Annotated in this window: 17 protein-coding genes; 6 read left to right on the top strand and 11 right to left on the bottom strand. The window is 64.7% G+C overall.

Features of this window, described 5'->3' with window-relative positions; all coding sequences use genetic code 11:
- Window positions 1-116: 116 nt before the first annotated feature.
- The gene (locus BJ6T_RS05200; protein ID WP_014491244.1) at window positions 117-623 is read right to left on the bottom strand and encodes a MarR family winged helix-turn-helix transcriptional regulator; all 507 of its coding nucleotides are present in this window, start codon (window positions 621-623) and stop codon (window positions 117-119) included.
- A gap of 149 nt (window positions 624-772) precedes the next feature.
- Between BJ6T_RS05200 and BJ6T_RS05205 the strand changes: the two genes are divergently transcribed.
- Complete coding sequence (locus BJ6T_RS05205) at window positions 773-2,623, top strand: feruloyl-CoA synthase (protein ID WP_014491245.1); 1,851 nt, start codon at window positions 773-775, stop codon at window positions 2,621-2,623.
- Window positions 2,624-2,975: 352 nt separating this feature from the next.
- Here BJ6T_RS05205 and BJ6T_RS05210 read toward each other — a convergent pair whose 3' ends face one another.
- Entirely contained in the window at window positions 2,976-3,482 is a 507-nt protein-coding gene (locus BJ6T_RS05210; RefSeq protein ID WP_014491246.1) for a MarR family winged helix-turn-helix transcriptional regulator, read from the bottom strand.
- 83 nt (window positions 3,483-3,565) lie between these two features.
- Here BJ6T_RS05210 and BJ6T_RS05215 point away from each other — a divergent pair, with 83 nt between their 5' ends.
- Genes BJ6T_RS05215 through BJ6T_RS05225 form a run of 3 tightly spaced genes read left to right on the top strand, consistent with a single transcriptional unit; the run spans window position 3,566 to window position 6,374 of the window.
- On the top strand, window positions 3,566-4,774 hold the full coding sequence (locus tag BJ6T_RS05215; protein ID WP_014491247.1) for a cytochrome P450: 1,209 nt from the start codon (window positions 3,566-3,568) through the stop codon (window positions 4,772-4,774).
- A gap of 12 nt (window positions 4,775-4,786) precedes the next feature.
- Entirely contained in the window at window positions 4,787-5,110 is a 324-nt protein-coding gene (locus tag BJ6T_RS05220; protein WP_014491248.1) for a 2Fe-2S iron-sulfur cluster-binding protein, read from the top strand.
- A gap of 52 nt (window positions 5,111-5,162) precedes the next feature.
- Window positions 5,163-6,374: an ABC transporter substrate-binding protein gene (locus BJ6T_RS05225; RefSeq protein WP_014491249.1), complete on the top strand. Its 1,212-nt coding sequence runs from the start codon at window positions 5,163-5,165 to the stop codon at window positions 6,372-6,374.
- 213 nt (window positions 6,375-6,587) lie between these two features.
- Here BJ6T_RS05225 and BJ6T_RS05230 read toward each other — a convergent pair whose 3' ends face one another.
- The gene (locus BJ6T_RS05230; RefSeq protein WP_014491250.1) at window positions 6,588-7,850 is read right to left on the bottom strand and encodes an NAD(P)/FAD-dependent oxidoreductase; all 1,263 of its coding nucleotides are present in this window, start codon (window positions 7,848-7,850) and stop codon (window positions 6,588-6,590) included.
- 314 nt (window positions 7,851-8,164) lie between these two features.
- Between BJ6T_RS05230 and BJ6T_RS05235 the strand changes: the two genes are divergently transcribed.
- The gene (locus BJ6T_RS05235; protein WP_014491251.1) at window positions 8,165-9,337 is read left to right on the top strand and encodes an ABC transporter substrate-binding protein; all 1,173 of its coding nucleotides are present in this window, start codon (window positions 8,165-8,167) and stop codon (window positions 9,335-9,337) included.
- Window positions 9,338-9,546: 209 nt separating this feature from the next.
- Complete coding sequence (locus tag BJ6T_RS05240; RefSeq protein ID WP_144037983.1) at window positions 9,547-9,840, top strand: hypothetical protein; 294 nt, start codon at window positions 9,547-9,549, stop codon at window positions 9,838-9,840.
- A 41-nt stretch (window positions 9,841-9,881) separates the two neighbouring features.
- On the opposite strand, the gene BJ6T_RS05245 is transcribed toward BJ6T_RS05240, so the two are convergent.
- From BJ6T_RS05245 to BJ6T_RS05280, 8 genes are all read right to left on the bottom strand, one after another.
- Window positions 9,882-11,753 (bottom strand): bifunctional sugar phosphate isomerase/epimerase/4-hydroxyphenylpyruvate dioxygenase family protein, encoded by a 1,872-nt coding sequence (locus tag BJ6T_RS05245; RefSeq protein WP_014491253.1) that lies wholly within the window; start codon window positions 11,751-11,753, stop codon window positions 9,882-9,884.
- On the bottom strand, window positions 11,750-12,487 hold the full coding sequence (locus BJ6T_RS05250) for an ABC transporter ATP-binding protein (protein WP_014491254.1): 738 nt from the start codon (window positions 12,485-12,487) through the stop codon (window positions 11,750-11,752). Before BJ6T_RS05250 ends, BJ6T_RS05245 begins: the two co-directional genes overlap by 4 nt.
- 9 nt (window positions 12,488-12,496) lie before the next feature.
- The gene (locus tag BJ6T_RS05255) at window positions 12,497-13,240 is read right to left on the bottom strand and encodes an ABC transporter ATP-binding protein (protein ID WP_014491255.1); all 744 of its coding nucleotides are present in this window, start codon (window positions 13,238-13,240) and stop codon (window positions 12,497-12,499) included.
- Window positions 13,237-14,235 carry a branched-chain amino acid ABC transporter permease gene (locus BJ6T_RS05260; RefSeq protein WP_014491256.1) on the bottom strand — a complete coding sequence of 333 codons (999 nt, stop codon included), beginning with the start codon at window positions 14,233-14,235 and terminating at the stop codon, window positions 13,237-13,239. The genes BJ6T_RS05255 and BJ6T_RS05260 overlap by 4 nt, the downstream gene beginning before the upstream one ends.
- The gene (locus BJ6T_RS05265; protein ID WP_014491257.1) at window positions 14,232-15,107 is read right to left on the bottom strand and encodes a branched-chain amino acid ABC transporter permease; all 876 of its coding nucleotides are present in this window, start codon (window positions 15,105-15,107) and stop codon (window positions 14,232-14,234) included. Before BJ6T_RS05265 ends, BJ6T_RS05260 begins: the two co-directional genes overlap by 4 nt.
- Window positions 15,108-15,300: 193 nt before the next feature.
- Window positions 15,301-16,431, bottom strand: coding sequence for an ABC transporter substrate-binding protein (locus tag BJ6T_RS05270; RefSeq protein WP_014491258.1), 1,131 nt, complete (start codon window positions 16,429-16,431; stop codon window positions 15,301-15,303).
- A 57-nt stretch (window positions 16,432-16,488) separates the two neighbouring features.
- Entirely contained in the window at window positions 16,489-17,367 is an 879-nt protein-coding gene (locus BJ6T_RS05275; RefSeq protein WP_014491259.1) for a shikimate dehydrogenase, read from the bottom strand.
- Window positions 17,368-17,511: 144 nt separating this feature from the next.
- Entirely contained in the window at window positions 17,512-18,450 is a 939-nt protein-coding gene (locus BJ6T_RS05280; protein ID WP_028169964.1) for a LysR family transcriptional regulator, read from the bottom strand.
- Between the last annotated feature and the right edge of the window lie 166 nt (window positions 18,451-18,616).

The following is an 18,616-nucleotide window of genomic DNA, read 5'->3' on the forward strand; positions in this document are numbered from 1 at the left end:
GCGCGATGCCTTGGATATTATCGAGGGATCAGTGGCTTGTAAGATATTTCGATGATTGTTGGGCGTCGTGCCAGCGCCCCCATACGGGCATTTGCACAAATATTGGGCGGCGTCGATCAGGTGAAGCCGGCGAGGATCTGGAGCAGCCGCTCCCGGTTCTCCTTGCCGATCTTCTCCACGACATGCCGCTCGTGCTCGGCGGCGAGGCGCTTGAACTTTGCCAGCGCCGTCTCACCCGGTGCGGTGAGGTGCAGCGCGTGGGAGCGGCGGTCGGCCTTCGACTTGACCCGCTTCACCAGCTTGCGCTGTTCGAGGCTGTCGAGCAGATGCACCAGCCGGGCGCGCTCGATGCCGAGACGCTTCGCCACCGCCATCTGCGACAGGCCCGGATTGGCGCCGATGACCGTCAGCACGGAATACTGCGTCGGCTTGATGTCGACCTCGCCGAGCGTCTTGATGAAGTCCTGAAAGATCCAGATCTGGAAGCGACGCACCGCATAACCGGCGTGCCCGACCAGTGCGTCGAGGCCGATCTCGTCCGCGTCGTTCGGCCGCGCCGCGCCATTGCCGGCACGTTTGCGTGGGGAGGGGCGGGGCTCAGTTCGGGCTGCGCTGGCTGTCACGTGATCTCTCCTGCCGTGCAACCTTAGCGTCCCGAAGGCCCATGCGGAAGATTGTTGTTGACGACAACAATTGTCGTGCCCAACAATATGGCCAAAGCGGCCCGGAACGAGGCTGCCGCCGATCCGGACGTCCGGGCGAGGAGGAAACCATGACAACCGCCGCACGCGGTGACGCTTCGAGCCTGTTCGCAACGCCCAAGACCGTCGCCGAGCATCGCGCCGACGGCAGCATCGTGCTGCGCTCGCCAGAACCCTTGCGCGACAGCGCGCGCTGCATCGGCGACTGGCTGGAGCATTTTGCGCGGCAGACGCCTGACACGATCTTCCTCGCCGAGCGTGACAGCGCCGACACGCCCTGGGCCACCATGACCTATGCGGGCGCCCTGCGGCGGGTACGCGCTGCGGCGAGCTGGATTTTGGCGCAACAGCTCAGCGCCGAGCGTCCCGTCGTCATCCTCTCCGACAACAGCATCGACCATGCGCTGCTTGCACTTGCGGCCCAGCATGTCGGCGTGCCCTCGGCCGCGATCTCGCCGGCCTATTCGCTGATGTCGAAAGATTTCGACAAGCTCAAGAGCATGATCGCGCTGCTGGAGCCCGGCGCGATCTACGTCTCCGCGACCAAGCCATTCGCTGCCGCGCTCGCGGCGATCAAGCCGCTGCACAAGGCGCAGATCATCAGTGGCAATGCCGGCGATGCCGATGCGCTGGCCTTCCGTGACATCGCGGCGACGCCCGAAACGGGCGACGTCGCAAAAGCCTTCGCCGCGGTGACGCCGGATACAATCGCAAAATTCCTGTTCACCTCGGGCTCGACCGGCACCCCGAAAGCCGTCATCAATACGCAGCGCATGCTGACCTCGAGCCAGCAGGCCAAGGCGCAGACCTGGACGTTTCTCGAACCGGGCCGCGGCGATCTCGTCATTCTCGATTGGCTCCCCTGGAGCCATACGTTCGGCGCCAACCACAATTTCAATCTCGTGCTGCGCAACGGCGGGGCTCTCTATATCGACGGCGGCAAGCCCGCGCCCGGTCTCTTCGCGACGTCACTCGCCAATCTGAAAAACGTGATGCCGACGGTCTATTTCAACGTGCCGCGCGGCTTCGACATGCTGATCGCAGCGCTGCGCGGCGACGAGGAGCTGCGCCGCCGCTTCTTCGGCGAGGTGAAATTCGCCTTCTATGCCGGCGCTGCGTTGCCGCAGAATCTCTGGGACGCGCTCGAGCAGCTTTCGGTGGAGACTGTTGGTCGTCCGCTGCCGATGGTGTCGGCCTGGGGCTCGACCGAGACGTCGCCGCTGGCGACCGACTGTCATTTCCTCGCGGAGCGCTCGGGCAATATCGGCGTGCCCATTCCCGGCACCGAGCTGAAGCTCGTCACGTCAGGGGACAAGCTGGAGGTGCGCGTGCGCGGCCCCAATGTCACGCCGGGTTACTGGAAGGCGCCGGAGCTGACCAGGCAGGCGTTCGACGACGAAGGCTTCTATCTGATCGGCGATGCCGTGAAGCTTGCCGATGCGGAACGGCCTGAGCGCGGGTTGTTCTTCGACGGCCGCGTCGCGGAGGACTTCAAGCTCAACTCCGGCACCTGGGTCAGCGTCGGTACGCTGCGCGTCGCGGGCATCGCGGCGCTCGCACCGCTGGCGCAGGACATCGTCGTCACCGGCCATGGCGGCGACGAGGTGCGGTTCCTGGTGTTCCCGAACATGGCGGCGTGTCGTGCCCATGCTGGTTTATCCGAGGCGGCAAGCGTGAACGATGTGGTGGCACACGACAAGGTGCGGGCCGCCATCGCCCAAGGTCTCGCAAAACTGAAGCAGCAGGGCACCAACTCCTCCGGCCACGCCACGCGCGCGCTGCTGCTCGCCGAGCCGCCGTCAGTGGACGGCGGCGAGATCACCGACAAGGGTTACATCAACCAGCGCGCCGTGCTGACGCGGCGTGCCGATGCGGTGGCGCGGGTGAACGATGATGCGTCGGGTGAGTGGATCGGTCTGTAGCCACGGGCAGATCAAGTCGGAGTGAGGCCGCGCTCTCGCCACATCGTCATTGCGAGCGCAGCGAAGCAGTCCAGAATCCCTCCGCGGAAAGACTCTGGATTGCTTCGCTGCGCTCGCAATGACGGGGATGGGTCGAGCAGCTCGTAAAATACGCCAGCCATTCTGCCGCAATATCTTGCACGATTCTTTTGTTGCTTAAGCAACTAGTTTATGCGAACCGTTCCGGACAAGGATGACGGCGGGGGAACCGCTGCGCCTGATCCTGGAGGAAACGATGCTCGGCAGAGAGGGTGCCGCGGGCAAATGCCGGCGTATGCCTGGAGGCGGTGATGCCGCGCGCTTCACGCGCGCGTCAACTGGTGCTGCTGCCGGTCACTGCGCCGAGATTTTCGTGCAGCCGGCGCAGCAGATCGATCAGCACCTCGCGCTCGTCCTTGCTCAGGCAGGACAACAGCCGCCGCTCGCGCTCGAACGCCGCGACGATCACCTTGTCATGGGTGGCGCGGCCCTTCGCCGTCAGCGAGATCGAATGGGTGCGGCCGTCGTTCGGGTCGGTGCGAATCGAGACCAGCCCGCGCTTCTCGAGGCCGGCAAGCGTCCGGCTCACCGGCCCCTTGTCAAAACCGATGACGTGGCAGATCCGCGAGGCCGGAATGCCGGGCTCGATCGCCAGCAGCGACATGATCCGCCATTCCGTGACGTTGACGCCAAACTCGCGCTGGTAGAACGCGGTGGCGCTGTTCGAGAGCTTGTTGGCGATGAAGGTGACGAAAGCCGGGACGTAACGGTCGAGATCGAGCGTCGGCCCGGTTTCGGCGGGTGCGGGCCTTTGGCGGGCTCTGGTCGAAGACGGCGGCATATCGGCTTCTTGTCTCGCGGCGTGTCCGAAGACCTAAGGGCAAGCGCGGCCCTTTCACAAGATCAAAATGAGGGAGGACTTCAATGAGCGCACCTGGCTCCGCCGTATCAGGCGTCCCGCATCTCGACGTCGATCCCTTCGACATGAATTTTTTCACCGACCCCTATTCCACGCACGAGCGGCTGCGGGAGGCGGGGCCGGTCGTCTATCTCGACAAGTGGAACGTCTATGGCGTGGCACGCTATGCCGAGGTCCACGCCGTGCTGAACGATCCCGCGACGTTCTGCTCCAGCCGCGGCGTCGGCCTCTCCGATTTCAAGAAGGAGACACCGTGGCGGCCGCCCAGCCTGATCCTCGAGGCCGATCCGCCCGCGCATACGCGGACCCGCGCCGTGCTCTCGAAGGTGCTGTCGCCGACGGTGATAAAGCAGGTGCGCGACCGCTTTGCCGCGGCGGCCGAGGAGCGGGTGGACGCGCTGATCGAACGGCGCAGCTTCGACGCGATCGCCGACCTCGCCGAGGCCTATCCGCTCTCGATCTTCCCGGATGCGCTCGGGCTGAAATCCGAGGGGCGCGAGCACCTGATTCCCTACGCGAGCGTCGTGTTCAACGCATTCGGGCCGCCCAATGAACTGCGCCGGGAGGCGATTGCGCGTTCTACGCCCCATCAAGCCTATGTTGCCGAGCAGTGCCAGCGCGAGAACCTTGCGCCCGGTGGCTTCGGCGCCTGCATTCATGCCCAGGTCGACGAGGGCGCGATCACGGCCACCGAAGCACCGCTGCTGGTGCGCTCGCTGTTGTCGGCCGGCCTCGACACCACTGTCAACGGCATCGGCGCGGCCGTCTATTGCCTCGCGCGCTTCCCCGAACAATGGCAGCGTCTGCGCAGCGATCTCACGCTCGCGCGTAGCGCCTTCGAGGAAGCGGTTCGTTTCGAAAGCCCGGTGCAGACCTTCTTCCGCACCACCACACGTGAGGTCGAGCTGTCAGGCGCGACGATCGGTGATGGTGAGAAGGTGCTGATGTTCCTTGCCGCCGCCAATCGCGATCCGCGCCGCTGGGACAAGCCCGACAGCTACGACATCACGCGCCGCTCGTCCGGCCATGTCGGTTTCGGTTCCGGCATCCACATGTGCGTCGGCCAACTCGTCGCGCGCCTCGAAGGCGAAGTGATGTTGACGGCGCTGGCGCGGCGTATCGAGAAGATCGAGATCACGGGCGAGCCGAAACGCCGCTTCAACAACACGCTGCGCGGGCTCGACAGCCTGCCGGTCACCATCACCCCGGCCTGACGAGGAGCCTTGATGCCAGCCATTACTTTCATCCATGCCGACGGCAAGTCCGACCGTGTCGAGACCTCAGGCGGCGAAAGCGCCATGCAGGCCGCGACCCGCCATGGTCTCGACGGCATCCTGGCCGAGTGCGGTGGCAATGCCATGTGTGCGACCTGCCACGTCTATATCGACGCAGCCTGGCTCGGGCGCCTGCCCGCGATGGCTGATGACGAAGACGCGCTGCTCGACGGCACCGCCGCCGAGCGGCTGCCGAACAGCCGGCTGGCCTGCCAGATCATGATCACGCCCGTGCTCGATGGGCTGGTGCTGAGATTGCCGGAACGGCAGGTCTGAATTCCAGAACGTGCCGGCGGCAACCGGCGCGACACACAAAGGGGAGGGAACGATGAAACACCTGAAATGGACACTTGCGCTGGCGACGAGCCTGATGAGCGGCGCGGCAAGCGCCGAGATCTCCGACAATGTCGTGCGCGTCGGTGTGCTCAACGACATCTCGGGCATCTTCCAGGACACCAACGGTATGGGCTCGGTCGAGGCCGCGCGGATGGCAGCCGAGGATTTCAACGGCGGCGGCAAGAACATCAAGGTCGAGATCGTCTATGCCGACCACCAGAACAAGGCCGATGTCGGCAACGCGATCGCGCGCAAATGGCTCGATGTCGAGGGCGTCGATGCCATCGTCGACGTGCCGAATTCGGCCGTCGGCCTCTCCATCAACACGCTGCTGCGCGACAGCCGCATGACGTTCCTGGCGTCGTCGACCGCAAGCTCGGATCTCACCGGCAAGGCCTGCTCACCCAATACGATCCAATGGGTCAACGATGCCTGGGCGACCGGCAACACCACGGCGGCCGCGATGATGTCGCGCGGCGGCAAGGACTGGTATTTCCTCACGGTTGACTATGCGCTCGGCAAGGGCATCGAGGCGGAGGCTCAAAAATATATCGAGGGCCACGGCGGCAAGGTGCTGGGCTCCAGCAAGCACCCGCTCGGCACCTCCGACTTCGCCTCGTTCCTGTTGCAGGCGCAGGGCTCGAAAGCGCAGGTGATCGGCCTCGCCAATGCCGGCGGCGACACCATCAACGCGGTGAAGCAGGCGGCCGAGTTCGGCATCCAGCAAAGTGGGCAGAAGCTCGTCGCCTTCCTGCTCTTCATCAACGACGTCCATGGCATGGGCATCAAGGTCGCCCAGGGCCTCCAGCTCATGGAAGCGTTTTACTGGGACATGAACGACGACACCCGCGCCTTCGCCAAGCGATTTGCGGCGCGGCCCGGCATGAACGGCAAGATGCCGAGCGGCAACCAGGCCGGCGTCTATGCCTCGACGCTCGCTTATCTGAACGCGGTCGCCGCGACCGGCAGCGACAATGCGAAGGACGCGGTGCCCGAGATGAAGAAGTTCAGGGGCAAGGACAAGCTGTTCGGCGACACCACGATCCGCCAGGACGGCCGCGTCGTGCATCCCATGTATCTGTTCGAGGTGAAGAAGCCGGAGGAGTCGAAATATCCATACGACTATTATAAGCTGGTCTCGACGATTCCCGCGGACCAGGCGTTTAGGCCGCTGGCCGAGGGCGGGTGCGAGTTGGTGAAGTAGTGCCGCGAGCGCGGCTGCACCCTCTCCCCTTGTGGGAAGGGTGGCTTCGCAAAGCGAAGCCGGGTGAGGGGTTCTCTCCTCACGAATGGTATTGCGAGTGGAGAGAACCCCTCATCCGGCGCCGTAGCCGAAGCTCTGCTTCGGCGTTCTTAAGAACGGCGGCCGATGGCCGCCTACGCCACCTTCTCCCACAAGGGGAGAAGGAAGAAAGAGCTACGCCACCTTGCTACTCCCCTGCGTGATCAACCGCGCCGCGCGCTGGTCGCGGGCGTAGATCCAGAGCCAGCTCAGGGCGACGCTGAGGCGGTGGCGCAGCCCGATCAGGAAGTAGATGTGGGCGATGCCCCAGATCCACCACGCGATGGTGCCGCGCAGCTTGACCTTGCCGAAATCGATCACGGCCAGCCGCTTGCCGATCTGTGCGAGGCTACCGGAGTGCTTGTAACGGAATGCACCTTTGTTCTCGCCACGCAGGCGCGCCTTGATGGTCTCGGCGACGTGCCGGCCCTGCTGCTTGGCGGCCGGCGCGATGCCGGGCACCGGCTTGCCCTCCCAGGCGTTGATCAAGACGGTGTCGCCGATCGCAAAGATCTCGGGATGACCGGGTATCGTCAGGTCGTCTTCGACCTCCACGCGCCCGGCGCGATCGCTTGGTGCGCCCAGCCATTCGGCGGCGGGCGAAGCGCGCACGCCGGCGGCCCAGATCCGCGTCTTTGCTTCGAGCAGCTTGCCGCCGAACACGACGCCCTCACGGTTGATCTCGGTGACGACCTGGCCCAGCACGACCTCGACGCCGATCTTTTCCAGCGAGGCCTGCGCATAGGCCGAGAGATCATCGGGGAAGCCCGCGAGCACGCGCGGTCCGGCCTCGATCAGCACCACGCGTGCCTTGTGGGTGTCGATGTTGCGGAAGTCGGCGGGGAGCGTGTGGTGCGCCATTTCGGCGATGGTGCCGGCGAGCTCGACGCCGGTCGGGCCGGCGCCGACGATGACGAAGGTCAGCCGCGCCGCGCGTTTGGCCGGATCGGTTTCGCGCTCGGCGCGCTCGAATGCCACCAGGATGTGACGGCGCAGCGTGGTCGCGTCTTCCAGCGTCTTCAGGCCGGGGGCGAACTGCTCCCACTCGTCATGGCCGAAATAGGCATGGCGCGCCCCGGTGGCGAGCACCAGCGTGTCGTAGGGCACCTCGCTGCCGTCGTCGATCAGCACGCAGCGCCGGTCGGCATCGACGCCGCTCACCGTCGCAAACAGGGTCGTCACCTCGCGCCGGTCGCGCATCAGGTGCCGGACCGGCCAGGCGATTTCGCTGGTCGCGAGCGAGGCGGTCGCGACCTGGTAGAGCAGCGGCTGGAACAGATGATGGTTGCGGCGGTCGATCAGCGTGATCTCGACCGGCGCACCCGCAAGCCGGTAGGTCGTCTCCAGCCCGCCGAAGCCGGCTCCGACGATGACGACGCGGTGGGGATTTGCGGCCATGATGACACCCTCGAATCTCGCTGCTGCTCTCCTTCATGTAAGTGCGCTTTGGGCGCCGTAGTCCAATAGCCGTCATCAATCGCGGCATAGGTTGGGCGTATCGATATGCCCTGTGAAAAAGCGCCGCAGCCTTGGACCGGTCTTGGCCGAAGTGAGTAGAATTATATTTCTTGCCATCCTCGATTGGGGCGAAATATGGTGCAGGGGCGGGCGCTGAGCCATTGGCGGCGCGATAGATTTTGCGTTCAATAGAGACAGACCCGGGGGCGGCGATCACCCCGTTTCCGGGATCAATAATAAGGAGGGGAGTGGTTATGAGGACGGCATTCTGGCTGGCGGGCGCAGCGGCGCTGGTGCTGGCAAATCAGGCTTTCGCCGGCGACACCATCAAGATCGGCTTCGTTTCGACCTTCAGCGGCCCGACCGCCGTGATCGGCAACGACATGCGCAATTCCTTCGAGCTCGCGCTCGACCACATCGGCCGCAAGATGGACGGCAAGCCGGTCGAGGTGATCTACGAGGACGACGGGCAGAAGCCCGATGTCGGCAAGCAGAAGACCGAGAAGCTGGTGCAGTCCGACAAGGTCGATTTCATCGTCGGCTATATCTGGTCGAACGTGCTCTTGGCCTCGCTCAAGACCGCGGTGGATTCGAAGACCTTCCTGATCTCGGCCAATGCCGGTCCGTCGCAGCTCGCCGGCGAACTGTGCTCGCCTTACGTGTTCTCGACCTCCTGGCAGAACGACCAGACGCCCGCCGCCATGGGCCTCTACATGAACCAGAAGGGCGTCAAGAGCGTGTTCCTGATCGGGCCGAACTACGCGGCCGGCAAGGACATGCTCGCGGGCCTGAAGAGCACGTTCAAGGGTGAGGTCAAGGGCGAGGAATACACGGTCTGGCCGAGCCAACTCGACTTCTCCGCCGAGCTCTCCAAGGCGCGCGCCTCGGGCGCCGAGTCGATCTTCGTGTTCTATCCCGGTGCGGCCGGCGTGCAGTTCCTCAATCAATATGCGCAGGCCGGCCTGAAGAGCACGATGCCGCTCTACACCGCCTTCACCGTCGACGAGCTGTCGCTGCCGCTCCAGAAGGAGAACGCGCTCGGCGTGCCCGGCGCGCAGGAATGGGTCAACGACCTCCCGAACGAGCAGAACAAGCGCTTCGTCGCCGACTACCGCAAGAAGTACCCCAATCTGCGCCCGACCTATTACGGCGCGCAGGCCTATGACGCGGCCCAGCTCATCAACAGCGCGGTGGTCGCTGTGAAGGGCGACACCAGCAAGAAGGACGCGATGAAGGCCGAGATGGAGAAGGCCAACTTCAAGTCGCTGCGCGGCCCGTTCAAATACGGCAAGAACCACATCCCGGTGCAGAGCTTCTATCTCCAGGATGTGGTCAAGGACGGCGAAGGCCAGCTCTCGCTGAAGACCGTCGCGACCATCGTTGAGAACGACCAGGACCGCTTCCACGACAAGTGCGCGATGAAGTGAGGTCTCTTCTCCCCCTCTCCCCGCTCTCGGGGAGAGGGGAATCTCTCGTGTCCCATGCGCCGATGTGCTGCGACAGATTCATGACGGCATTCATTCGACCCGCGCCCGCGCAAGGTCGCGCGCCGGTCTGATTTTAGACTCAAATCCGCCCACGACTCATTCGAACCTGGCTGGATAAGGTCGGGGGCATGTCCTCGGGGGACTTGCCGATGAGTGATAAATATTTGCCGCCGCACAGCAAGACGCGGAAAATCAATTCAACTGCGGACGACGTTATGTCCGACGATGCGCTCGAACGTCTGTCGCCACAGCTCCTGGAAGAATTCAACGACGATGAATCGCCGTCGAACGAAGTGATGCGATTGCTCGAGGAGAATGCGCGGCTTCGAGCGCTCGCGGTCGAGCTCTCGAACCTGCTCGGCGATCTGCCGAGCGGCGAGTGGGATGCTGCGTTGGCGTCTCCAGACGCGATCCGTTCTATTCGCCGAAAGATTGCGACATAGCCGTTGCAGCGAGAGGAGGCGCGACCTCCGCCGTACCGGCTTCACACCCGCGGCATGCTCGCGGGTCGTACCTCGCGGGCCTGCGCCGCGAGCCTGATGCCGGCATTGGCCGCGCCAAATCCCTGATAATCCCGTCGCTCCACGATCTCGAAGAAGAAGCGCTCGTCGAAAATGTGCGTGTAGACCTGGAAGAACTCGCCGTCGCCTTCGCGGTCGTAGAGGATGTGGTTGGCGCGCAGCTGCGCCATCAGGTCGGGCGCGAGGTCATATTTGGCTTCGATGTCGTCGTAGTAGTTATCGGGGATATCCAGGAAATCCGCGCCACGCTTGCGCATCGCGGCGACCGTCGCAAAAATGTCCCGGCAGGAGAACGCGACGTGCTGCACGCCCGAGCCGAAGAACTCCGAGATGAAGCGCGCCGGCAGGGTGCGGTTGGCGGATGAGCCGTTGAGCACGAAGCGCAGGCTCTGGTCGGCGTTGATGACCGCCTGACTCTGCACGAGGCCACGCGGGTCGGCGATCTCCATCTGCGGCAGCCGCTTCAGGTCGAGGATGCCGGTGTAGAACAGCAGCCAGGACAGCATCTCGTCATAGGGCATCGACTGCGCGATGTGATCGACGGCGAGCAGGGCGTCTGCGTTCGTGTCACTTGCGACCGGCTCGAAATCGGTGTCCCAGTTCTTGCCGGCCTGATCGAGGAAGTAGAGCAGGCTGCCGCCGACGCCATGGATCGCGGGAATCTCCAGCTCGCCGGGCCCGACCGGCTGGTAGAAGGTGCGCGCCTTCAGCGCTTCGGCGCGCTGCATGGCAAGACCGGCATTGTCGACGTCGAGCGCAATCGCGCAGACGCCGGGGCCGTGCGTGACATAGTGCGAATGCGCAAAGCCGTCGGTCTCGCAATTGATCACGAGCTCGACCTTGCCCTGCGACCAGCGCTCCACGGCCTTGCTGCGATGCTTGCCGGTCTTGCGGAAGCCGAGCTGCGCGAGCAGGCGCGCGAGATCGCCGGCCTTGGTCTCGTTGACGGCAAACTCGATGAAGCCGGTGCCATGGCTCCTGGCCTTCGGTGCCAGCGGCTTGCCGGCAAGTTTCGGCCAATCCGGCGCGAGCTGGTCCTCCAGCAGAATCAGCGAACGCAGGCCGTCGACCGCGGTCTGCGCGGACGAGCCGGCGCGGAACTGGTCGTTGAAGATTTCGAGCGACAGCGGCCCGGCATAGCCGGTCGCTGCGATGGCCTGCATGAATTCGCCGACCGGCAGATCGCCCTGGCCGGGGAAGGAGCGGAAGTGCCGGCTCCACGAGAGAATGTCGAGCTCGAGCTTCGGCGCGTCGGCGAGCTGCACCAGAAAGATCTTGTCGCCGGGGATCGAGGCCATGGCGCGAACCGGAAAGCCGGGCGCGAGCGCGTGAAAACTGTCGAGGATGACGCCGATCGCGGGATGATCGGCGCGGCGCACGATCTCCCAGGCGTCGCGGTAGTCGTTGACATGGCGGCCCCAGGCCAGCGCCTCATAGCCGACGCGCAAGCCGCGCTTGGCCGCGCGCTCGCCGAGCTCGCGAAAATCGTCCGCGGCGCGATCGATGCCGCCGAGCGAGGCGGGCGAGACGTTGGAGCAGATCAGCAGCAGATCGGTCCCGAGCTCCTGCATCAGGTCGAACTTGCGCTCGGCGCGGGCAAAGTTGCGCGTCCGCTGCGGCTCTGGCATGCCCTCGAAATCGCGGAACGGCTGGAATGCGCAAATTTCGAGATTGAGATCCTTGCATAGCTGCGCCACCTCGCGCGGACTTGCGCCGAACGACAGCAGATCGTTCTCGAAGATCTCGACCGAGTCGAACCCGGCCGATGCGATGGCGCGGAGCTTCTCGTCCAGGCTGCCTGAGAGCGAGACGGTCGCGATCGAACGCTTGTTCATGCTGCGTTGTCCTCCATGGCGCCGCCGAGAAAGAGCTGGCCGATGCGCGGATCGTTCAGAATTCGCTTCGCGCCGTCGACCATGCGGGTCTGGCCGAGCTCGAGCACGATGCCGATGTCGGAAATCTCCAGCGCCGAGCGCGCGTTCTGCTCGATCATCAGGATGGTGACGCCGCGGTCGCGCAAGCCTTTCAGGATGTCGAAGGTCTGCTGCACCATCAGCGGCGACAGGCCGATCGAGGGCTCGTCGATCAGCACGAGCTTTGGCTCGAGCAGCAGCGAGCGCGCGATCTCGAGCTGCTTCTGCTCGCCGCCGGAGAGTGTGGAGGCCTGCTGCGCCGACTTGCGGCGCAGCGCGGGAAACAGGTCGAGCGCGGCTTCGATCCGTGCGGGCAGGTCGATGCCCTTGCCGGCGGCGACGCCGCCGAGTTCGATATTGTGGCGCACCGACAGCTCCGGAAAGATGTTGCGACCCTGTGGCACGTAGCAGATGCCGGCATTGAGCAGCGCGCGCTGGCTCAAATTGGTGACGTCGCGGCCCGCAAAGCTGATCTTGCCTTCGCGCAGCTTCAACAGGCCGAAGATCGCCTTGAACACCGTCGACTTGCCGGCACCGTTGGGGCCGATGATGGTGGTGATGGTCGCCTGCGGCACGGCGAAGGTGGTGCCGTTCAGGATCGTCATCTTGCCGTAGCCGCCGACGAGATTGTGAACCGAGAGGATCGGGTCGCTCATGATGGCTTCCTAATGTCCGAGATAGGCTTCGATCACGGCGGGATTTTTCCGCACTTCGTCCGGCCGTCCCATCGCCAGCACCTTGCCCTCCGCCATCACCATCACGCGCGAGCACAGGGACATCACGAATTCCATGTTGTGCTCGATCACGACGAAGGTGGCGTTCTTCTCGCGGTTGATCGCGACCAGGCGATCCTTCAGGTCCGACAGCATCGACGGGTTGACGCCGCCGGCGGGCTCGTCGAGCAGGACGAGGCGCGGCCCGCCCATGAAGGCCATCGCGGCATCGAGCAATTTTTGCTGGCCATAGGAGAGCCCGCCGGCCGGCTCGTCGGCGAGATGGTCGAGCTTGAAGAAGCCGATCATCTGGTTGGCGGTCCCGGTCAGCCCGGCGTCGGAGCGTCCGACCAGGCGCGAGGCCATATTGCCCTGGTGCTCCTGTCCCGCGAGGATCAGGTTCTCGCGCACCGAGAGCTTTGGGAAGACCTGCAAGAGCTGGAAGGTGCGGCTGACCCCGAGCTTGTTGAGCTCGGCGGGACGCAGGCCCGTAACCACCTTGCCGTCGAGCCTGACCTCGCCGCCCGATGGTGTGAGCTGGCCGAGGATGCAGTTGAACAGGGTCGACTTGCCGCAGCCGTTCGGGCCGATCAGGCCGAGGATCTCGCCCTCGCGGACGTCGAATGAGACGCCATCGACGGCGCTGATGCCGCCGAAATTCTTCTTGATGCCGGTGACTTCCAGGACCGCGCTCATTGCACCGTCTCCAGCCGGGACTTTGCGACGGCGCGCAGCGCGGAGGCCGCCTTGGTGCGGCGCTCGGCGAGGTAGCGGTCGAGAATTCCCAGAATGCCGGTCGGCGACCAGATCAACAGCAGCATCACCGCGACCGCGTAGAGCATCAGATAATACCCTTCCGTGAAGCGCAGCCATTCCGGTAACAGCACCGCGATCATCGCGCCGAGGAAGGGGCCGAAATAGAAGCCGGCACCGCCGACGATCACCATCATCAAGAGGTCGAGCGAGAGCGACAGGTTGAACGGCACGGGATCGATATATTGCGTCAGCGGCGCATAGAGCGCGCCAGCAACGCCGCCGAGCGCCGAGCCGATCGCGAAGGCCATCAGCGTATAGCGCCTCGTGTCAACGCCGAGCGACTGCGCGCGCAGCGGATTTTCGCGCAACGCCATGAAGGCGCGGCCCCAGGGCGAGCGGATCAGCCACCACACCGCGAGCGACACGATCGCAAGCGAGCCGAGGCAGACATAGTAGAAGGGCAGGGGCTTGTTGGTCGCGATGCCGAAAATGTGCGGCCGCGGAATGTTGGAGATGCCGTAGATGCCGCCGGTGAGCCAGCTTTCGTTGCGGAACACCAGGAAGGCGAGGGTGGAGAAGGCGAGCGTGACGAAGGCGAGATAATGATGCTGCACGCGCAGCGCGGGATAGCCGAGCACCCAGCCGACCGCGAAGCTCAAGACGATCGCGACCACGATCGCCGCCGGCAGCGGCCAGCCATGGGTAGTCATGATCGCGGCGGCATAGGCGCCGATGCCGACGAAGGCGCCTTGCGCCAGCGAGACCTGGCCGGCATAGCCGAGCGTCAAATTGAGCCCCATGGCGGCGATGCTCATCACCGCCCATTGGCTCAGGATGAACAGGCCGTAGCGGTTGAAGTTCATGGGGACGATGATCAGGCCGGCAATGACGATGAGGCCGAGCGCGATCTTCAACGGTTTGGCGAAGCCGCTCATACGGTGCGCTCCTCGGCGCGGCCGAGCAAGCCCTGCGGCCGGAACAGGATGACGGCGATCAGGAAGATCATCGGCACGGCGGCGCGGTATTGCGTCGAGACATAGGCGGCCGCGAGATTGTCGAGCACGCCGATCAGGAGGCCGCCGGCGATGGCGCCGCGCACCTGGTTGAAGCCGCCGACGATCGCGGCGATGAAGGCGGCCTGGCCCAGCACCTCGCCGGAGGAGAATTTTGCGAGGTAGATCGGCGTGATCAGAAGCGACGCCAGCGCGACCAGGAAGGCGTTGATCAGGAACGTCAGCAAGATCATGCGCTCGACCGGCACGCCGATGATGCGCGCCACCGTCGGGTTCTGCGCCGCCGCCTGCATCTGGTGACCGAGCGAGGTGCGGTTGAGAAGGCTCGTCAGGCCGAAGACGGCAAGAATGGCGAGGACGAGGACGCCGATGCTTTGCAGCGAGACGGCATGTCCGAGAATGGAGATATCACCGGTCGGCACGATCGAGGGGAAGGGCGAGGCCTCCGCGCTGAAGAACTGCTTCACGGCCTCCTTGATGCCGATCGCGAGCGCCATCGTCGCGATCGCCAGCGGCAGTACGCCATGGCGCATCATCGGATCGACCAGCAGCATCTTGAAAGCGAGGCCCAGCAGGATCATCGAGAGCAGGATGCCGAGGATGATCGCGAGCCAGAACGGCGCGCCGGCATGCATCGTCGCCAGCATCAGGAACGCCGGCAGCATCACGAACTCGCCTTGCGCAAAATTGATGGTTTGCGAGGTCTGCCACAGCAGCGTGAAACCGACCGCGACCAGCGCATAGATCGCGCCGGTGGCAAGTCCCGCGACCAGAAGATCGAACAGATTGGACATTTTCCCCTCCCGCCGCTCCGTCGTCTCCCCCCGCCTTCTTGCTTCTCCCTCTCCCCGTTCTAACGGGGAGAGGGCGGGGTGAGGGGCTCTCTCCGCAAATTCAACTTTCACCGCGACTGCAGAGGCGGCCCTTCACCCCAACCCTCTCCACGCGAAGAGCGGGGCGAGGGAGAGGAGAGGCGAAGCGAAGCCCTCACTTCACCTTGGGCAGCACCTGCTTCACCACCTGCTTGCCTTCGACCACCTCGACCAGAAAGCTCTGCCGGTCGATGTCGCCGGTCTCGCTGAACGTGACGTCCATCAGGATGCCCGGCTCGTCCGCGGCCTTGATGGTCAGGCCGTGCAGCGTGTCGGCGAACGCCTTGCTGTCGACCTTGCCCATCTTCTCGGTGGTGGCCTTGACCATGTAGACGGCGAGATAGCCCTTCAGGCCGTTATGGTCGGGCACGTAATTGTACTTCTTGGAAAACTTGTCGCGGAACGCCTTGATCAGGTCGACCGGCGCGTCCGTGGTGAGGCCGACATGGCCGCGCGCGCCGTTGGCGGCATCGCCGGCGAGCTCGATCACCTTCTGGCCGATCAGCGTGGTCTCGCCCATCAGCGGCGCGGTGACGCCTTGGCGCTTCAATTCTTTCAGGATGCGCGCGCTCTCTTCTTCATTCAGGTAGACGAACACCGCATCGGGATTGGCGGCCTTGATCTTGCCGACGTCGGCGGCGAAGTCAGCTTGTCCCGCTTCGGTCGAGAGATCGGCGACCACCTTGGAGCCGAGCCGGTCGAGTTCCTTGACGACGACATCGCGTCCGCCGCGGCCGAAGTCGTTGTTGACCCAGACCACCGCGACCGTCTTCGCCTTCATGTCGTCGTGGATGTATTTTGCGACCTTCGGCATCGACGATTGCTGGCCGAACGAGGTGCGGAACAGGAACTTGTTGCCGGCTTGCGTCAGTTCGGCGGCTTCGCCGCCCATGATCTGCGCGATGCCGGCTTCGGCCGCGAGCGGCGCCGTCACCTTGACCGAGCCGGAATAGCCGGGCCCGAGCAGCACATAGGGCTCGGCGTCGAGCGCCTTCTGCACCTGGGCGCGGGCAACGCCGGGGTTGGACTGCGAATCGGCGTGGGTGACCTCCAGCTTGCGGCCGAGCACGCCGCCCTTGGCGTTGATCTCCTCGATGGCGAGGTCGATGCCGTTCTTCCAGTTGGTGCCGACGGTGGCGCCGCCGCCCGAGAGCTCGGCGACGTCGGCGAGCTTGATCGCCTGCGCGTGGACGCTGGTTGCAGTCGCGAAGGCAAGCAAGGCGCCTGCCACTAGGGTCAATTTCATGGTCACTCCTCCCATTTTCGTTGATGTGGTCCGCGGCCTTGTGTCCGGCCGCTTCGGTTACGCGGCGTGGTAGGCAGCGCTTCGTGCCGCCATCACCTCGTCGAATGCCTCTCCCATGACCTCGGTCGATGGGGCAAGGCCCGTGAACAGTTCGAAGGCGTCGGCGGCCTGGTAGATCGCGAGCTCCCGCCCGGTCATGATCCGTGCGCCCTTGGCCTGTGCCGCCGCCAGCAGCGGCGTGATCAGCGGCGAATAGACGGCGTCCGCGACCCACATTTTCTCGTGCAGCAAGGTCGCCGGCACCGGCATGCCCCGGTTCGGCAGCATGCCGACCGGCGTGCCGTTGACGAGGCCGGTTGCGCCATCGAGCGCGTCCTCGACGCTTTTCGCCACCGTGGCGCCGCCGTGCCTGGCAAGCAATGAAGCGAGCTTTTCGGCGCGCGCCGTCTCGCTGTCGAAGATGCGGAGGCCGGAGACCTTCAGGCTCGCCAGCGCAAAGGCGATCGCCTTGCCGACACCGCCCGTTCCGATCACGGCGACTGCATTTCCGGACGGCGCCAGCAGCGGCGCGACCGCGCGCGCAAACCCGGTCGTGTCGGTGTTGTGGCCGATCAGCCGGCCGTCCCTGGCGACAACGGTGTTGACCGCGCCCATGGCGGCCGCGCCCGGCGCCAATTCGTCGAGCAGCGGGACCACCGCTTCCTTGTAAGGGTAAGTCACGTTGACGCCTGCAAAGCCGAGCCGCCGCACGCCCTCGAGCATCATGCGGAGCCCGGCCGCATCGGCGCCGGCGACCTCGATGAGCTGGTAGTGACCGCGCAGGCCAAGCGCCTCGGCCGCCCGCTCGTGCATGGCAGGGGAGGCGGAATGCGCGATCGGCGCCCCGATCAGGCCGGTGAGAAGCTTCTTGCTGGCGGCGTATCCGCGCTTGGACATGGTTGGCTATCGTCTCGTTGGGAGCGTTGGGTCCTGGCCATTAGCGGGGAAATCCGCACAATTCCAAGGGGGCTTCCAGTTGCGACGATAGCCTTTCCCGTGCCTAACACAATTACCCATTTATTGGGCAAACCTAACATAATGTTATTTCTTCCGCCCGCGTGCCGGGGCGGCCTTGCCCTCGCTGCGGGACGGCTCCACCGTGCGCATCTCGGCGCGCAGTGACTCGATGAAATACTCGACATGGAGCGACAGCGGCGCGCCGCGCTTCACCGCGATATAGGTCTCGAACCGCGTCGGCTCGGTGATCTTCAACAGCTCGATTCCCGGATAGCCGCCATGGGCCACCGTGAACTGGTCGATGATGGCGATGCCGAGCCCTGCCTTCACCAGCGCACACACCGTGGTGCCGAAGCGCGCGCGGATCGTGATGTTGTAGTCGAGCCGGTGGCGCGCAAAGATCCCGGCCATGATCCGGCCGTAGGGATCGTTGGGATCGATGCCGATCAGCGGATAGCGGGTGATCTCGGCCGCCGAGACCTGCTTGCGGCCGGCAAGCTCGTGACCCGGCGGCACGATGCAATAGAGCTCACCCGAAGCGAGCGGCATGAAGTCGAGCCCGGAATGCTCGAGCCGATAGCTCATCGCCACGCACTCGCCGCGGCCGAGCAGGAGGTAGTCGATGGCCTCCTCGAGCTTGAGGATGTTGATGTCGATGCCGAGATCGGGATAGCGGCGCCGGACGCGCTCGATCGCACGCGGCACCATCACCTGGGAGATGCTCGGCACCGAACCGATGCGCAATTCCGACAAACCGCCGCGGCCGATTTTGGAGATGAGCTCGGAGAGGTCGTCGACCTTCTTGTAGACGCCGTTGATCTGCTCAAAGATGTTCTCGGCTTCCGGCGTCGGGAAGTAGCGTCCGTTCTGGCGCTGGAAGAAGCGGATGCCGAGCGTGCGCTCGGTGTATTTGACCAGCCGGCTGATCCCCGGCGCCGACACGTTGAGCAGCTTCGCCGCGCCGCCGATGGTACCCGTCACCATCACGGCACGGATCACTTCAACCTGGCGCAGCGTCATCATGTCGTGGGCATCCCAAAAGAGGATCGTGGCGGCGATCATCTCACGAGAGCCGTGATGTCATCCAGCGGCAAGTGTGCGACGGAGCGGGCGGCGCTTTACCCTCCCCCTCCAGGGAGGGTAAGAGCGCAACTCGCTCACCGGCAACAATTGCTGATTAACTTCGCAG

The sequence above is a fragment of the Bradyrhizobium japonicum USDA 6 genome (assembly GCF_000284375.1).
Taxonomy (GTDB): Bacteria; Pseudomonadota; Alphaproteobacteria; order Rhizobiales; family Xanthobacteraceae; genus Bradyrhizobium; species Bradyrhizobium japonicum.

Coding starts and splice junctions, on each gene's coding strand:
- BJ6T_RS05265 (WP_014491257.1), bottom strand. CDS start 15,107: ATGTCCAATCTGTTCGATCTTCTGGTCGCGGGACTTGCCACCGGCGCG.
- BJ6T_RS05225 (WP_014491249.1), top strand. CDS start 5,163: ATGAAACACCTGAAATGGACACTTGCGCTGGCGACGAGCCTGATGAGC.
- BJ6T_RS05275 (WP_014491259.1), bottom strand. CDS start 17,367: ATGTCCAAGCGCGGATACGCCGCCAGCAAGAAGCTTCTCACCGGCCTG.
- BJ6T_RS05270 (WP_014491258.1), bottom strand. CDS start 16,431: ATGAAATTGACCCTAGTGGCAGGCGCCTTGCTTGCCTTCGCGACTGCA.
- BJ6T_RS05245 (WP_014491253.1), bottom strand. CDS start 11,753: ATGAACAAGCGTTCGATCGCGACCGTCTCGCTCTCAGGCAGCCTGGAC.
- BJ6T_RS05250 (WP_014491254.1), bottom strand. CDS start 12,487: ATGAGCGACCCGATCCTCTCGGTTCACAATCTCGTCGGCGGCTACGGC.
- BJ6T_RS05210 (WP_014491246.1), bottom strand. CDS start 3,482: ATGCCGCCGTCTTCGACCAGAGCCCGCCAAAGGCCCGCACCCGCCGAA.
- BJ6T_RS05235 (WP_014491251.1), top strand. CDS start 8,165: ATGAGGACGGCATTCTGGCTGGCGGGCGCAGCGGCGCTGGTGCTGGCA.
- BJ6T_RS05215 (WP_014491247.1), top strand. CDS start 3,566: ATGAGCGCACCTGGCTCCGCCGTATCAGGCGTCCCGCATCTCGACGTC.
- BJ6T_RS05255 (WP_014491255.1), bottom strand. CDS start 13,240: ATGAGCGCGGTCCTGGAAGTCACCGGCATCAAGAAGAATTTCGGCGGC.
- BJ6T_RS05260 (WP_014491256.1), bottom strand. CDS start 14,235: ATGAGCGGCTTCGCCAAACCGTTGAAGATCGCGCTCGGCCTCATCGTC.
- BJ6T_RS05280 (WP_028169964.1), bottom strand. CDS start 18,450: ATGATGACGCTGCGCCAGGTTGAAGTGATCCGTGCCGTGATGGTGACG.
- BJ6T_RS05205 (WP_014491245.1), top strand. CDS start 773: ATGACAACCGCCGCACGCGGTGACGCTTCGAGCCTGTTCGCAACGCCC.
- BJ6T_RS05240 (WP_144037983.1), top strand. CDS start 9,547: ATGAGTGATAAATATTTGCCGCCGCACAGCAAGACGCGGAAAATCAAT.
- BJ6T_RS05220 (WP_014491248.1), top strand. CDS start 4,787: ATGCCAGCCATTACTTTCATCCATGCCGACGGCAAGTCCGACCGTGTC.
- BJ6T_RS05230 (WP_014491250.1), bottom strand. CDS start 7,850: ATGGCCGCAAATCCCCACCGCGTCGTCATCGTCGGAGCCGGCTTCGGC.